The 15643-nt window shown below is 64.0% G+C and carries 15 protein-coding genes and 1 pseudogene; 5 read left to right on the top strand and 11 right to left on the bottom strand.

The features are described 5' to 3' along the window. Positions 1-1426, top strand: a 1426-nt coding sequence (locus tag NKI61_RS29865) for a GumC family protein (protein WP_502899944.1), incomplete at its 5' end; no start/stop codon positions are given. Positions 1427-1523: 97 nt separating this feature from the next. Here the strand turns inward: NKI61_RS29865 and NKI61_RS29860 are convergent. The 6 genes from NKI61_RS29860 to NKI61_RS29835 all read right to left on the bottom strand — a co-directional run bounded on the left by NKI61_RS29860 (position 1524) and on the right by NKI61_RS29835 (position 7508). Continuing rightward, positions 1524-2360 (bottom strand): GNAT family N-acetyltransferase, encoded by an 837-nt coding sequence (locus NKI61_RS29860; protein WP_050594092.1) that lies wholly within the window; start codon positions 2358-2360, stop codon positions 1524-1526. Between the two features lie 5 nt (positions 2361-2365). Next, positions 2366-3112, bottom strand: coding sequence for an aspartate/glutamate racemase family protein (locus NKI61_RS29855; RefSeq protein ID WP_023823253.1), 747 nt, complete (start codon positions 3110-3112; stop codon positions 2366-2368). Between the two features lie 2 nt (positions 3113-3114). Then, the gene (locus NKI61_RS29850; RefSeq protein ID WP_023823252.1) at positions 3115-3933 is read right to left on the bottom strand and encodes an ABC transporter permease; all 819 of its coding nucleotides are present in this window, start codon (positions 3931-3933) and stop codon (positions 3115-3117) included. 1 nt (position 3934) lies between these two features. Beyond that, a complete protein-coding gene (locus tag NKI61_RS29845) occupies positions 3935-4846 on the bottom strand; it encodes an ABC transporter permease (protein ID WP_023823251.1) in 912 nt (303 codons plus the stop codon). 237 nt (positions 4847-5083) lie between these two features. Next, complete coding sequence (locus NKI61_RS29840; protein WP_023682324.1) at positions 5084-6373, bottom strand: ABC transporter substrate-binding protein; 1290 nt, start codon at positions 6371-6373, stop codon at positions 5084-5086. Between the two features lie 34 nt (positions 6374-6407). Then, a complete protein-coding gene (locus NKI61_RS29835; RefSeq protein ID WP_023689478.1) occupies positions 6408-7508 on the bottom strand; it encodes an ABC transporter ATP-binding protein in 1101 nt (366 codons plus the stop codon). Positions 7509-7772: 264 nt separating this feature from the next. On the opposite strand from NKI61_RS29835, the gene NKI61_RS29830 reads away from it, so the two are divergent. Continuing rightward, positions 7773-8483, top strand: coding sequence for a GntR family transcriptional regulator (locus NKI61_RS29830; RefSeq protein ID WP_023697427.1), 711 nt, complete (start codon positions 7773-7775; stop codon positions 8481-8483). A gap of 3 nt (positions 8484-8486) precedes the next feature. Here the strand turns inward: NKI61_RS29830 and NKI61_RS29825 are convergent, their stop codons facing one another. Then, a complete protein-coding gene (locus NKI61_RS29825; protein ID WP_023753607.1) occupies positions 8487-9716 on the bottom strand; it encodes a GNAT family N-acetyltransferase in 1230 nt (409 codons plus the stop codon). A gap of 91 nt (positions 9717-9807) precedes the next feature. On the opposite strand from NKI61_RS29825, the gene NKI61_RS29820 reads away from it, so the two are divergent. Then, a complete protein-coding gene (locus tag NKI61_RS29820) occupies positions 9808-10866 on the top strand; it encodes a polysaccharide deacetylase family protein (protein ID WP_023753606.1) in 1059 nt (352 codons plus the stop codon). Positions 10867-10881: 15 nt separating this feature from the next. Here the strand turns inward: NKI61_RS29820 and NKI61_RS29815 are convergent, their stop codons facing one another. Further along, positions 10882-11097, bottom strand: coding sequence for a DUF2842 domain-containing protein (locus NKI61_RS29815; protein ID WP_023669401.1), 216 nt, complete (start codon positions 11095-11097; stop codon positions 10882-10884). A 151-nt stretch (positions 11098-11248) separates the two neighbouring features. Between NKI61_RS29815 and NKI61_RS29810 the strand changes: the two genes are divergently transcribed. After that, positions 11249-12373, top strand: coding sequence for a COX15/CtaA family protein (locus NKI61_RS29810; protein ID WP_352842023.1), 1125 nt, complete (start codon positions 11249-11251; stop codon positions 12371-12373). 53 nt (positions 12374-12426) lie between these two features. On the opposite strand, the gene NKI61_RS29805 is transcribed toward NKI61_RS29810, so the two are convergent. The 3 genes from NKI61_RS29805 to speB form a co-directional block, all read right to left on the bottom strand. Then, the gene (locus NKI61_RS29805; protein ID WP_023739331.1) at positions 12427-13266 is read right to left on the bottom strand and encodes an aminoglycoside phosphotransferase family protein; all 840 of its coding nucleotides are present in this window, start codon (positions 13264-13266) and stop codon (positions 12427-12429) included. Between the two features lie 61 nt (positions 13267-13327). Then, positions 13328-14254: an N-acetyl-gamma-glutamyl-phosphate reductase gene (argC, locus tag NKI61_RS29800; protein WP_023682318.1), complete on the bottom strand. Its 927-nt coding sequence runs from the start codon at positions 14252-14254 to the stop codon at positions 13328-13330. A 29-nt stretch (positions 14255-14283) separates the two neighbouring features. After that, entirely contained in the window at positions 14284-15285 is a 1002-nt protein-coding gene (gene speB, locus NKI61_RS29795; protein ID WP_023669405.1) for an agmatinase, read from the bottom strand. A gap of 98 nt (positions 15286-15383) precedes the next feature. On the opposite strand from speB, the pseudogene NKI61_RS29790 reads away from it, so the two are divergent. Further along, positions 15384-15603 (top strand): annotated as a pseudogene (locus tag NKI61_RS29790) (glycerophosphodiester phosphodiesterase family protein); the annotation flags it as partial. Positions 15604-15643: the final 40 nt, after the last annotated feature.

Below are 15643 nucleotides of genomic sequence, written 5' to 3'. Positions count from 1 at the left end.
GGCGACGGCCGAAAGGGTGCGCCAGGCCCTGCAGAATGGCGGTTCGCTGGACGCTGTACCCGAAGTGCTGTCTTCCGATCTGATCCAGCGGCTGCGCGAGCGTCAGATCGAGCTCAGAACCAACATCGCCGATCTTTCCACCACTTTGCTCGACAACCATCCGCGCCTGCGGGCGATGAGGTCGCAGCTAGCCGATCTCGACGGTCAGATCCGCAACGAAGCGCAAAAGATCATGCGCGGGTTGCTGACGCAGGCGCAGACCGCCCAGGCGCGCGAAAACCAGCTGATATCGGACGTCAACAAGCTGAAAGCGGCGTCGTCGCGCGCCGGCGAGGAGCAAGTCCAGCTGGATGCGCTGCAGCGTGAGGCGAACGTCCGGCGCCAGCAGCTTGAATCCTATATGGCGAGCTTCCGCGAAGTGTCCTCGCGCAAAAACTATCTGCCGGTCGATGCCAGCGTGTTTTCCGAGGCGCGCGTGCCGTCGGAACCCTATTTCCCCAAGCTCGTGCCGATCGTCGGCGCCGCCTTCGTCGGCTCGCTGGTTCTGATGTCGGTCATCACGCTGCTGCAGGAGCTGTTTTCGGGCCGCGCCATGCGTCCGGCCCCAGGGGCGCGCTTCGAGCGTATCGAGCAGGTTGCGATGCCGGCAATGTCGGCGCCGGTAGTCGACCCGGAACCGGCTCCTGAGGTCGTGGAAGTGGACGATCAGCCGACGACCGTGGAGTCTGAACTGGCGCCAAAGCCCGAGCCGGCTCCTGCAGTGCAGGAGGACGCAGCGATCGCCGGTTCCGAACCGCAAGCCGAACCTGAACCTGTCCGCTCCAGCCTTGGCGAGATCGATGTCGAGAAGGCGGCGGAGAAGCTGATCGCCAGCGGTGCTGCGCGCGCCATCTTCGTCTCGCCCGAAGGCGATGAGGCCGCGGCCTCGGCAGTGCTGGTAGCGCGCGAAGTCTCCGACGCCGGCCTGCGCGTGTTGCTGCTCGACCTGACCGCATCGGGCGCGGCGTCGCGGCCGATGCTGGACAGCGGACTTTTCCCCGGCATCACCAATCTGCTCGCTTCCGAGGCGCAGTTCAGCGACGTCATTCACGCCGACCTCTATTCCGACTGCCATGTCGTTCCCGTCGGCACCGCCGATCCGGTTCGCGCCATGCGCGCCGCCGACCGGCTGCCGATCATCATGCAGTCGCTGACCACCGCCTATGATCTGGTCATTGTCGAATGCGGACCGGCCGATGCGCAAGGCATCAGCCGACTGGTCGGCGACAGCACCGAGGTCTTCATGTCCATGCTGCAGGCGGACGATGAGGTGGCGCAGGCCGCCGTCGAGCTGATCGAAAGCGGCTATCCCGACCTCACTCTGGTGACGCCGATCGGCCACGAGACGCCGGGTAACCCCGTGCCGGGACGACGTAGCGCCGCCTGAGACATCAGACAATTCAACTTAGGCGGCGCTACTACGGATCGGCTCGTCCATCGCCGCCGGCTCCCGAAAAACCAAGCCTGTCAGTCGGCGCCGGGATCTACCCCAACTCCAGGGTCGTCACGCCAAATATTCGGCGCGAGTCGACCTTCGGAGGCGGGCCCTTGTACATGCGCGTGGTGGTGAAGGTCGGCCTGAAACCAATCGCTGCAAGCGCCTTAGTGAAATCGAAATTTTCGGCAGGAACGTCGATATGCAGGTCGCCACCTTCGCATGCGGCAGCCAGACTGCCCATGAGCTGCATCGCCGTCTCGGTGTCGTGGGCAAACAGCGGGCCGATCTTGTAACCCGAACGGCAGGGACGAGCCACGGCGTAGCCTATGGTGCCGAGTGAACTGATCGCGGCGAACCCGCAATGCGGCGGCTGCGCCCAGCGGTGCAGGAAGGCTCGTCGAGGCGCGGGGAAACAGCGGGCGTCATAGGCGATGATGTCGGGCACGAGTTGCGTGGTTATCATGCGCACCCCTTCGCTTCGGACGGGCGGGGTCGCGATACGGCCGCTGAAGCGGATGGTTTCGTATGCCGAGTTAAAACCGGTGCGGCGATAATTCGCCAGCTGCGCGGCGACGCCGTCGAGGCCGACCGTTCGGCCGGCCAGCCTGGCCATGCCCGCATTCCAGACTGCTTTGCCATGGCCTTTGCCGCGCATGTCTGGTCGGCAGATGTAGAGACCGATGAAACCGAAATTGCCGCCATAGGCGACAGCCGAGATGGCGGCGGTCATCTCGTTGTCGACAAAAGCGCCGATGAACCCTTCAGGATCGGTTGGCCGGAACGCGGCGGCATCGTCAAGGCCAGGGTTCCAGCCTTCAGCCGCCGCCCAGTCGATGAGAACGGTCAGTTCCGGCGGAGACAATGCGCGGACGGTAGGCTTCATAGCGTTCACTCCGCGGCGATCACCCCCGGCGAGAAGGATTTCAGCACGCCGCGATAGGGCTTGGCCAGCGGACTGGCATAGGCGCCGCGCTTCGAGGTCGACAGGCCCAATGCGATCAGCGCCTCGGCCTGTTTGAGGGCGGCGCCGACGCCGTCGATGACGGGCAGGTCGAACTCTTGCTGCAACCGGTGTGCCAGGTCGGCCATGCCGGCGCAGCCGAGCACGATGGCCTCGGCGCGGTCTTCCGCTATGGCGCGGGCGATCTCGGCGCGCAGTTTCTCGACAGCGCCGGAAGCAGCGTCTTCAAGCGAGAGTACGGGAATGTCGGCGGCGCGCACGCGGGCACGCCCGGCCATGCCGTAGCGCTGCACCAGCCCCTCGACAGGGACACGCGAGCGTTCGGTGGTCGTCACCACTGTGAAGCGCTGGGCAATGTAGGAGGCGACACTGAGTGCGGCCTCGCAGATGCCGATGACCGGAATGGAGGCCATGGCGCGTGCCGCATCCAGGCCGGTATCGTCGAAGCAGGCGATGATGGCGGCCTGAGCCCCCGCACGTTCGCCGGCGGCGATCTCCATCAAAAGGCCGGGCACGGCCAATGCCTCGTCATAATAGCCCTCGATCGAGGCAGGACCCATCGAGGAGGTGACCGCGATCACCTCGGTCCCGGCGCCGGCAACGGCGCGCGCCGCCGCCGCGATCGTCTCGGTCATGCTCGCCGTCGTGTTGGGGTTCACCACCAGTATCTGCACGATCAAACCCTGGCCCGCTTGCGGCCGACATAGAGGATGGCGCCCAGTGTGGCCAGGATCACCAGGAAGGAGAACACGGTGGTCACCGTGCCCAGTGCGTAGAGCACCGGCGTCGTGACATTGGTGGTCATGCCGTAGATCTCGAGCGGCAGCGTGTTGAAGGTGCCCGACGTCATCAGCGTGCGGGCGAACTCATCATAGGATAGCGTGAAGCCGAACAGGCCGACGCCGATCAGGCTCGGCGTGATCATCGGCAGCACGACATGGGCGAAGGTCTGCCAGGACGAGGCACCAAGGTCGCGCGCGGCTTCCTCGTAAGCCGGCGAAAACCGGTTGAAGACGGCGAACATGATGAGCACGCCGAAGGGCAAGGTCCAGGTCAGGTGCGCGCCGAAGGCTGACGTATACCAGGCCGGGCGGAAGCCGACCTGCTGGAAGACGACGCCGATGCCCAATGAAATGATGATCGAGGGCACGACGAGGCTGGCGACCGCCAGGTAGAACAAAGCGGTGGCGCCGCGAAACTTCTGGCGGAAGGCGAGGCCAGCGAGCAACGACACCACCACGGTGACGATCATCACCATCAGGCCGAGCACGAGCGAGCGCTTGAAGCTGCCGCCGAAATCGCCGACCGCCTGGCGTTCGAACAGATTGGCGAACCAGTGCAGCGACACGCCGTTGAGCGGGAAGGTGAGGCCGCCGGTCTCACCCTGGAAAGAGAGGATCAGGATCGCCGACAGCGGGCCATAGAGGAACAGCACGAACAGGGTGAAGAAGACGGCCAGCACGTAGAATCCGGCGGTGCGTTTTTCGTGGCTCACCTCAGAGCTCCTTGCGGATGTCGACGATGCGCAGGATGCCGGCGACCATCAAGAGCACCAGCACCAGCAGCACCACTGCGTTGGCGGCCGCAGCCGGATATTGCAGCAGCGACATCTGGTTCTTCATCATCAGTGCGACCGACGCGCTCTGGCCGCCCGACATCACCTGCACGGTGGAGAAATCGGCCATCACCAGCGTGACGACGAAGATGGTGCCGATCGCCATGCCGGGCTTGGCCAGCGGGATGACGACGTTCCACAAGACCTGCCAGCCGGACGCGCCGGCATCGCGCGCGGCCTCGACCAGCGAGCGGTCGATGCGCATCAGCGTGTTGAAGATCGGCGTTACCATGAACAGCGTGTAGAGATGCACCATGGCCAGCACCACGGCGAATTCCGAATAGAGCAGCCATTCGATGGGTTTTGGCACCAGCCCCAATTGCACCAGCGTCGAGTTGATCAACCCGTTACGGCCAAGCACCGGGATCCACGAGATCATGCGGATGATGTTGGAGGTCAGGAACGGCACCGTGCAGACAAGGAACAGCACCATCTGCATGGCGGTGGTGCGGATATGGAAGGCGAGGAAATAGGCGACCCAGAAGCCGATGAACAAGGTCAGAGCCCAGACGATGGCAGCGAATTTGATGGTGTTGAGATAGGTCTTCCAGGTGACCCATGATCCCAGCACGTCGGAATAGTTCGTCGTCAGGAAATCCGGATACATGGCGGCGAAGTCATAATCCCAGAAGGAGACGACGACGATCATGATGATCGGCAAGAGCAGGAACGCACCGAGGATGAGCGCCAGCGGCGCCGATTGGAGGTAGGGCGTGACGGCACTGATGGAGAAGCGCCGGCGTCTGGCGGGCTTGGCTGCTGCGATGGCGGGGCGTTCGAGCGCGACTGTCATTGGGAAAATCCTCCGCGTGATCGCGATGACTTGCGATCCTTCGCGCCCCCCTCTGTCCTGCCGGACATCTCCCCTACGAGGGGGGAGATCGAACTCTCATAACGGCCTTCGCCAAACTCCAACGTTGCTAACGAAGAGCCGGCCATGACGCTGCCAATCTCCCCCCAAGTGGGGGAGATGTCCGGCAGGACAGAGGGGGGCGCGAAGGATCGCAACATCACAGTGAACGCGTCCGCTCTACGCCGCGATGAACTCGTTCCAGCGCTTCACCATGTAGCGGTCCTCGTCCATGACCGAGTTCCAGCAGGCGACTTTGCCCATACGCTCTTCGAACGAGCCGCCGTCGCGCACGGCGCCGGCCTTTTCCATGACGGTGCCGTCCGGCGCCTTGATCTCGCCCTTGGCCGGCTTGCCTTCGATCCAGTAGCCCCATTCGTCCTCGGACATGAACTTCTTGGCCGAGACCATATTGGCGGAATAGTAGCCCTGGCGGTTGAGATAGCCGCCGACCCAGCCCGACGTATACCAGTTGATGTATTCGTAGGCGGCGTCGAGCTCGGCGCCCTTGAGATGGGCGGCAAGGCCAAGGCCGCCGCCCCATGACCGGTAGCCTTCCTTGAGCGGCTGGAAGCGGCAGGCGATGCCCTTGGAGCGGACGGCGGCGACGGCCGGCGACCACATCGACTGGATGACCACTTCGCCCGATGCCATCAGATTGACGCTCTCGTCGAACGACTTCCAGAAGGCGCGGAACTGGCCGGCCTGCTTGGCCTTGATGAGGAAGTCGATCGTCTTGTCGATCTCTTCCTTGGTCATGTTGCCCTTGTCGGCATATTTGATGCTGCCTGTGGCCTCCATGATCATGGCCGCATCCATGATGCCGATGGACGGGATGTTAAGGATCGCGGTCTTGCCCTTGAAGGCCGGGTCCATGATGTCGGCCCAGGTGGTGATGTCGCGGCCGACGAGGTCGGGCCGGATGCCTAGCGTATCGGCGTTGTAGATCGTCGGCACCATGGTGAACCACTTGGTCGGCGCCTTGGCGAAGGTCTTTGAGTCCTGCGCTTCGACATAGCCGACCGTGTGCGGCGCGGTGCCCTGGGCAATGATGCTGTCGGGCGTCAGCTTGCCGGTTTTGAACAACGGCACCAGCTCGTCGTAGTATTTCAGCTTACTGACATCCATCGGCTGCAGCACGCCGCTCGGGAACACCTTCTTGCAGATCCAGTATTCGATGTCGGCGATGTCATAGCTGTCGGGCTGGGTCACGGCGCGCTGGGCGGCCGCGTCCGAATCGGTCGCCGTCATTTCCAGCGTGATGCCGAGGTCGGCCTTGCACTTGTCGGCGATCGCGTTCAGGTTCGACACGCCGGTGCCGAACTGGCGCAGCGTGATGTTGGACTGCGCCCAGATGGTCGGGAAGCCTGTAATGGCGCCCGAGCCTGCGGCGAGGCCGACGGCGGCCGCACCTGTCTTGAGCAACGAACGTCGCGAAATTCCGGTCTTTGTTTCTACTGTTTTTGTCATTCCTATTCCCCTGTTTTGTTTTGCTTCGTTGAATTCATGAATGAAGGCGGCCGAGGACGATGGCGTCCTCGGAATCCCAGGCGAGCGGTACGGCGTCGCCAAGGGCGACGGGTTTGGCGAAGAAGTCGGAATCGTCGATGATAACGGTGAAATCGTCGATGCCGCCGCCGGTGACCGACAGCTTCACCGTGGCGCCGCGATATTCGATGTTGGAGACGATGCCGGTGAAGCCGAGGCCGGGAGAGGGTGCTTCGCCGATGCGCACATGGTCGGTGCGGATGGCGATGTCGATCGGCGTGCCCACCTCCTGGCCCGCCTCCCGGCCTTGCCCGCGGGCGGCGAGCGAGGCGCCACCATTGACGTCGAAGACGACCATGCCGTCGCGCGCGCCGGTAACCCGGCCGGAGATGACATTGTGGTCACCCATGAAGCGCGCGACGAAGGCGGTGGCCGGCCTTTCGAACACATCTCGCGGCGGCGCCGCCTGTTCGATGCGGCCGTCATTCATCACCACGATCAGGTCCGCCAAGGCCATGGCCTCTTCCTGGCTGTGGGTGACGTGGACGAAAGTGATGCCAAGCGAGGTCTGCAATTTCTTCAGCTCGGCGCGCATGCGTATCTTCAGGAACGGGTCGAGTGCCGACAGCGGCTCGTCGAGCAGCAGCGCCTCGGGATCGGTGATCAGAGCGCGGGCGAGTGCAACACGCTGCTGCTGGCCGCCGGAAAGCTGCGCCGGCCGGCGCGTCGCATAGGCCTCCATCTGCATCAGCTTGAGCATGTCGAGCGCCTTGGCACGGCGCTGCTCCTTGTCGACGCCCTTCATCTTCAGGCTGAAGGCGACATTGTCGACAAGGTCGAGATGCGGAAACAGCGCATAGGACTGGAACATCATCGCCGTGCCACGCTTTGCCGGCGGCAAGTCGGTGACGACGATGTTGCCGAGGCGGACATCGCCCGACGAAATGCTTTCGTGGCCGGCGATCATGCGCAGCGTCGAGGTCTTGCCGCAGCCGGAGGGGCCAAGCAGGCAGCAATAGGTGCCTGCCGGTATCTTCAGGCTGATGGCCTCGACGGCAGTCGTCGTTCCGTACACTTTCGAAACGGAGACGATGTCGATCTCGGCGGCTTTGGACATTCAGGCTTCCCCGTTTGGTCGCGTCAACCAATGCATTATGCGTGCCAATCGGCGAGATTCGGCCAAGCGTTTGAATCATCAGCAAAATCGGAATTCGTGCCCACTGCCTAGCCGGTGGGCTATCTTGTGCATTGCACAAATTATGGGCGATTGTGCGCGATCCGCGCAAGAATCGTATGCAATCTTTTTTGGCTTCGTGTCCACTTTGCCTCTCGTGCGCAGGCGACGAGTTGCGCTAGAAAGAGGCTGGGAACCATCATCGCCATGAACATTGCCGATCAGATCCATTCCGCCGACAGCGCCAACCAGGATCGCGCCCAGGCGATTCGCGACAATCTGCGGGACGCCATCGTTGACCGTCGGCTGACGCCCGGCACCAAGCTGTCGGAAGGCGAGGTCGGCACGCTGTTCGACGTCTCGCGCACGGTCGCGCGCGCGGCGCTGCAGATGCTGTCCTTCGAGGGGCTGGTGCGTACCGAGCGCAACCGTGGCGCCTTCGTCGCCAACCCTACGCCCGAGGAAGCGCGCCAGGTGTTCGCATCGCGCCGGCTGATCGAGCCGGGCATCGCCATTGCCGCCTGCGGGCGGGTCACAGCCACCGATATCGCTGCGTTCCGCGCGCAGCTCGACGAGGAAGGCCGCTTCATCGCCGAGCGCGGCCCAACCGCGCGGCGCTCCGAAATCAAGGCATCAGGCGATTTCCACCTGCTGCTCGCCTCCGTCGCCGGCAATGCCATCCTGCAGCGCTTCATGGAGGAGCTGGTGGCGCGTTCGTCGCTGGTGATCGCCCTTTACGGACGATCCGGCGTGTCGGCCTGCGGACACAGTGAGCACACGGAAATGGTCGGCGCGCTGGAAAGCGGCGATTGCGGGTTGGTGAGCCGGCTGATGCTGCACCATATCGACCACATCGAGGCGGATCTCGACCTGCGGGTCAGGGCCGGCCCGGCGCTCCGCGAAGCGCTGAATTTCTGAACGCTAGTTTTCGTCGTCCGTGGGAGCGGGCGCTGCCTGTCCGGCGGCCTTGCGGCGCAGCATCTTGGTCAGCTTCCAGACCGTCGGGTTGTTCTTGATGAAGGCTTTCGCCCGTGCGCCCTGCCGCAGCGCCGACGCCAGGGCGCGTCCCTTCAGCGTCAGGGGCGCCAGCACCTCGAAATGCTGGGTCTCGATATCGCACCAGAGCCGCTTGTAGGGCTCGTCGCCGACCGAGAAATCATAGACATCGAAGCCTGTTTGGCAGGCTTCCTCGATGATGTCGAAGAAAAGGAAATCGCCGGGGCTGGTGTGGCCGAGATCGTCCTCGGCGATGGCGCCGAATTCGCAGATCAGGCGTTTGCCCGAGCGGCTCGAGCCGGTGATTGCGCGCAGCTTGCCGGCCACTTCGAGCCCATGCAGCACAAAGGCCGGTTTCTCCTCGGCCAGCGCGCCGGCGAAGAGGGCACGGAAGAAAGCCCGCACCTCCGGCTCGCCGAAGACATTGGCGATGCCCATCTTGGCGAAGCGGAACTCCTTCATCTCGAAGAAAGCGTCGAGCAGCCGGTTCACGTCTTCGGGTGTCTGCGCCTCGATGCGGCGATGAACGCCGACCGCCTCGAACTTGCGTGTCTGCGAACGGTGCTTCTTGCGCTTGCGCTTGCCGCCCACACGCGACAGCAGCGCATCGAAACCACCGTCGAGATTGACGGCGAGCGACAGGTTTGGGCTCGGAAAGTTGGAGAACGCCGCCAGCGGATTGGCAACGCCATCGAGGTCGGGCAGAAGCCTTTCCAAGGCAACGAGATCGATGTCGGGACGCGCCTTGCCGATCGCCGTCACCAGCCTGCGGATCCCCCCGGCATCGGCCTTTGCCAGCCATGCCGGATCGGCGGCGGCGAAATTGCCGTTGGCATGGCGCCCGCCCATGAAGCGGGCGACGCGGAATGGACCAGTTCGCGTGATTTCCAGTGCCAGTGCAAAGACCGGCCTGTCCTCGATTGTCAGCGTGGCAATGACGGCATCGGGATTGGCCTGCGCCGTCCAGGCACGAACCCAGGCCGCGCTTTGCGCCGGCGCAAACAGCGCCGAACGGCAGAATTCGCCGTAAGAGGCGAGCGCGGCAGCATCTGCGATCGACACCGACAGACTGGTCTGGTCGGCATCCGGCGTGCGCGCAGACGCCTTGCTTGCGGCGAGCCGATTGCCGTCAAATGACGCGGTGGCGTCAACCATACCTCAATCCTTAAGGCGTATTCGTCGCGATCAGGAGTTCGCGTCGGCGCGTTCCGTGCTTGGATCGAGCCTAGGCGCAAAAGGTGAATGAATGATCGACGGTGGTGAGGCAGTTCGGAAACTGGCGCTTAATATCGCCCGCTTTACCGGCCTTGCACCGCTGGCCAAGCCGTTCGTCGGCGGCATTGGCGCAATCCTCATGTTGCATCGGGTCACCGCCACGCCGGAGAAGCCGGACGGCGTCAACCGCCACCTCAACATCGCCCCGCGATTTCTCGACGCTCTCGTCGCCGACATGAAGGCGAGGGGCTATGCCTTCGTCACCCTCGACGAGGCGATCGAGCGCATCAAGGCCGGCGGCAAGGACGGCCAGTTCGCCACCATCACCGCCGACGACGCCTATCGCGACAACATGACCGAAGCGCTGCCAGTGCTGGAAAAGCACGACGCGCCGATCACCATCTATGTCGCGCCGGGTCTGATCGACGGCAGCGCCGATTTATGGTGGGACGTGGTCGAGGATATCGTCAACGCGCGGGAGCGTTTGACGCTGGCGATGCCGAAGGGGCCGGTGACCATCGACTGCTCGACCCACGGCAAGAAACTCCACGCCAATGCGCGTCTGCATGCCTATCTGACGCTCGAGGTGCGCGAGGAGGATCAGCGCGCCGTGCTGCGCGATCTGGCGCGCTCGAACGGCATCGACCTCGATGGCTTGCGCCCAAGCACGCTAATGACCTGGGACGATATCCGCGCCGTGGCCGGGCACAGGCTGGTGACGATCGGCGCGCATACGGTCAACCACCGCAATCTGAAGCGGCTCGACGAAGCCGATGCGCGCCATGAAATCGTCGACGTCAGGCGCCAGCTGCAGGCGCAGCTCGGCGAAGACCCACGTCATCTCGCTTACCCCTATGGTTACGCCAGCGCTGTCGGCTGCCGCGAAGTGGGCTTTGCCCGCGACGCCGGCTACGCCTCGGCGGTGACCACTCGCCACGGCGTGCTGCACGCCGAGCACGCCGGCTTCCTGCACGCGCTGCCGCGCATTTCGGTCAACGGCCGCTACCAGAGTGTCGCCCATATCCGCACCATGTTGTCGGGCGTGACGACGCCGCTGGCCAATGCCGGCAAAATGGTCGTCACCATCTAACCTGGGTCGGGCGCTTCAGCCTTTCGGCGGCGGCTCCAGGATCAGCCATTTGATGATGCCCATCGCAGGCAGCACCCAGAACAGGCCGCTGAACAGGAAAAACAGGAAATGCACCAGCGGGCTGGATTGCGACAGCTGCGCGACCGCTATGATCGACGCGACCAGCGCATAGATGATGACAAGCGCCACCAGCAGGAAGGTTCCGATCAGCTTTTTCAGGCGGATGGGCATGAGCGTTCTCGTTGATCGCCTCCGCTTAGGCCCAACCGGGGGCGCGTGCAACCCGTGACTTGCGGCGCGACGGCGTGCCGCGCCGTCCGGTCTTGTCAGCCGGGTTGCGATGGTTCACCAATCCGCCACGTCAACCTGCCGGGACCAGCCCATGGCCGCCATATCAGCCGCCGCGCCTTACATTGACCGCGATCGCGATCTGCAAAACCGGGCTCTGCTGCGCGGCTGGCTTTATGTCGTGCTTCTGGTGCTGTTTGCGCTGGTGCTGGTTGGCGGCGCCACCAGGCTCACCAATTCCGGCCTGTCGATTACCGAGTGGAAGCCGATCCACGGTGTGATACCGCCGCTCAATGACGCGGAGTGGCAGGAGGAATTCCAGCTCTACCAGAAGATTCCGCAATATGCCGAGCTCAACAAGGGCATGAGCCTCGATGCCTTCAAGTCGATCTTCTGGTGGGAGTGGGCGCACCGTATCCTGGCGCGCAGTGTCGGCCTGGTCTTCGGCCTGCCGTTGCTGGTCTTGTGGGCGACGCGCCGCATCGAGCGCGGCCTTGGGCCAAAGCTGGTCGGTATTCTGCTGCTTGGTGGCCTGCAAGGCGCCATCGGCTGGTGGATGGTGGCCTCCGGCCTGGTCGACCGCGTCTCCGTCAGCCAGTACCGGCTGGCCACGCATTTGACGCTTGCCGCCCTGATCTTCACTGCCACCATGGTGGTCGCGCGCGGGCTGGCGCCGCATTCGGAGCCTGCCGCCGACCGGCCGACACAAAGGCTGGCCGGCTTCATCGTGCTGCTGGCGCTGATCCAGATCTATCTCGGCGGCCTGGTCGCAGGGCTCGACGCCGGCCTGAGCTACAACACCTGGCCGCTGATGGACGGCAAGGTGATCCCGTCAGATTTGCTTCTGCTCGAGCCGGCCTGGCGCAACTTGTTCGAGAACCCGAAGACGGTGCAGTTCGTCCACCGACTGGGCGCCTACACGGTCTTTGCCGTCGCGCTCTGGCACATGATCGCGACACGCCGGCGTTTACCAGGCACGACACACCCACGCCGCGCGACGCTGCTGTTTCTGCTGGTGCTGGTCCAGGCCTCGATCGGCATCGGCACGCTGCTGATGCAGGTGCCGCTGCACATGGCGCTGACCCATCAGGCCTTCGCGCTTGTCCTGCTGGGATTTGCCGCCGCCCACTGGCGCGGCACCAAAGGCGCCTATCCACTGCCAACGCGGCCGCCCATGAACGCAGGTACATCGTCTACGGTGTCTTGGCCGTCGCAATAATCTATTTCGCGAACGAACTGCCTCGCTACGTCTAACGCGCGAGGCTGCGCCGGTCAGAAGCTGAGCCGCACCTTTCGGATCACTCCCGCAACCGACAGCTCGCGGTTCTCGTCGACCGCATTCTCGTCCTCATGATGCCATGCGGCCGACAGGCAGCCATAGGCGATGGCATGGTCGAGAATGGCAGCCGGCGTCTGGCCGAGTGTCCTGGCGAAGATCTCGGCCATATGCGCGATGCGCTCGGGATCGAGGCAGAGGTCGTCGCGCCCCAGTGGGTTGTAGAACAGATTGGCGGCGTCGAAGCCGGGATCGCCGACCACGCCCTTCGGGTCGATCGCCAGCCAGCCGCGCGCACCGTGCAAAATGTTGTCGTGATGCAGGTCGCCATGCAGCGGCTTGACCGCATGCGGGGCATCGAGCAGCCGGTCCGCGATTTCGGCGGCCTCGATATAGAGGCTGTGCTCTCCGGCGTCGCGATCGGCTCCGGCCTTTTTGAACAGGCTGGCAAACCGTGTCCGCAGCGGCTGCAGGTCCGGCGGGGCAGGGTGTCTTGTGGGCGAGAACAGTCTCCCCATCAACTCGGCCGCGATTGCGGTCGCGGCGTTGTCGCCTTCTTTGGCCAGAACGTCGGAAAGCAGGGTGTCGCCGGCATATTCCAGCAGCATGCGGTGGCCGTCCCGGCCAAGCAGCCGCACCGCGCCTTCGCCGCGCCGCCATGCGAGATAGTGCTCGCCGCGCAACTCGTCCTCGACATCGTCGAATGGTTTGAGCGCCTTGACGATGGCCGGCGAGCCGTCCTCACGCCGCACCTTCCAGATGCGGCTCGAAAACGTCTCCGCAATGAGCTCGGGCGCGCTGATCTTCCAGCGCTTTGGAAATGCAGGCGCGTCCATTCAGAGCGTGATGCCGAAAAGTGTTAAGCGGTTTTCGGGCAACATGCTCTCTCCAACTGAATTAAAGGCCGAGCATCAGATCCATGTTCTGAACGGCAGCACCCGAGGCGCCCTTTCCGAGATTGTCATAGACCGCAATCAGCAGCGCCTGCGCCCGGTCGTCATTGGCAAAGACATAGACCTTCATCCGATTGGTGCCGTTATAGACCTCGGGATTGATCTCGGGCAGGCGCTCCACGTGCTCGTAAGGAGCTACCTCGACCACGCCGCCCTTGATGGCGGCAAAATGGTCGGCGATTGCCGCGTGCAGTTCGGCGCCGGCCGGCACATGGTCAAGCCCGCCGAGCTGCAGCGGCACCACCGTGATCATGCCTTGGGCGAAATTGCCGACCGCCGGCTGCATGATCGGATCGTGCGACAGCTTCGCATAGGTGCGCAGCTCCGGCACATGCTTGTGCTGCAGGGTCAGCCCATAGACCTGGAATTCAGAGGCATCCTCGCCCTTGGCGACATAGTCCTCGATCATCGGCCGGCCGCCGCCCGAATAGCCCGAAATGCCATTGACCGTGATCGGGAAATCCGCCGGCAGCAGACCGGCAGCGACCAGCGGCCGCAGCGTCGCGATCGGCCCTTGCGGCCAGCAGCCGGGATTGGCGACGCGTTTCGCATTGGCGATGATCCTGGCCTGATCCTTGTCCAGCTCGGCAAAGCCATATTCCCAGCCCTCGGCGACGCGATGCGCCGTGGAGGCGTCGATCACCTTGGTGGTGTCGTTGGCAATCAGCGACACGCTTTCCTTGGCAGCCGCATCCGGCAGGCACAGGATGGCGACATCGGCGGCATTGAGGAACTCGGCGCGCGCCGCCGTTTCCTTGCGGCGCTCGGCCGGGATCGAGATGATCTCGAGGTCGCCGCGCTCGGCCAGCAGCGCCCGGATCTGCAGGCCGGTGGTGCCGTGTTCGCCATCGATGAAGATTTTCGGTTTCATGTGCCCGTCAATTCCCTGCTAATTCAGGCCTATATGCCCTGGCCATGGTTTGCCGCGCCATGGTTGCCGCTGTTCAGCTCTTCCGCCCGCGCTTTTCGCTCGGCCACCAGGCCGAGATAGTGCATGGCCACCATCGAGCCGGCGATCGCCGTTATATCGGCGTGATCATAGGCCGGCGCAACCTCGACGACGTCGGCGCCGACAATATCGACCTGGCCGAGCTGGCGCAGCGTCGACAGGATTTTCGCCGAGGACGGTCCGCCGGCAACCGGCGTGCCGGTGCCGGGCGCAAAGGCCGGGTCGAGGCAGTCGATGTCGAAGGTGAGATAGGTCTTCCTGCCGCCGGTGCGGTCGACGATCGCATAGGCGATGTCGGAAGCCCGCATCTCCTCGATCTCGTGACCGTAAAGGATCTTGATGCCGAACGTATCGGGGGCATGCGTGCGGATGCCGATCTGGATCGAGCGGTCGGGGTCGATGATGCCTTCATTGACGGCGCGGCCGACGAACGAACCATGGTCGATGCGCTTGCCATCGTCAGGCCAGGTGTCCTGGTGCGCATCGAACTGCACCAGCGCCAGCGGCCCGTGGATGGCGGCATGTGCCTTGAGCAGCGGCCAGGTGACGAAATGATCGCCGCCGAGCGACAACAGGAAGGCACCCGATTTCAGGATCTTCGCCGCCTCGCGCTCGATCGTGCCTGGTGTCTTCTGGTGATTGCCCGAATCGAGCAGGCAATCGCCATAGTCGATGACGGCGAGATGCTCGAACAGGTCGCGCGAGAACGGATATTGCGGGTCGTTGTCGAGGATCGCCGAGGCGCGGCGGATCGCCTGCGGCCCGAAGCGCGCGCCCGGCCGGTTGGTGACGGCGGCATCGAACGGAATGCCCCACACGACGGCGTCCGCGCCCTTTGCATCCTTGGTGTATTTGCGCCGCATGAACGACAGCGCGCCGGCATAGGTCGGCTCGAAGGAAGGCCCCGTCTTGGAGCGGGCGGTGAACGCGTTGTCGATGGTCTGGTTCGCCATTACGGGTCCTTCTTTGTTCATCGGGCTGCCACAACTATAGAACCGGCACGCAAGATGCCAGTCACAGCTTGGCGAAGGACTTGTATAGCCAAGGCGCAAGGCCCGGCGGCTTCCTCTCCGGCGGCTGCGGCGATGAACTGGCGGTGCAGGCCGGCATTTCGGCCGAGATCACGGTTTCTGGGCCGAACGCGGCGTCACCATCATCCAGACCGACGAACCGAAGGCTGCGATTGGCTGGCTGGGGGCCAATGGGTTTCGGGTGCCTTATGTGGATGAGGCGAAGCCGGCCGAGCCGCGAATACGGCGAGTATCAATTAGAAATCGTACGTCGGCGCCATCACCCCACCCGGCGCTGCGC

Source organism: Mesorhizobium sp. M0514, assembly GCF_040321145.1.
Taxonomy (GTDB): domain Bacteria; phylum Pseudomonadota; class Alphaproteobacteria; order Rhizobiales; family Rhizobiaceae; genus Mesorhizobium.
Note: the sequence above shows the minus strand (reverse complement) of the source record. Positions and strands in the feature narration are given on the sequence as shown.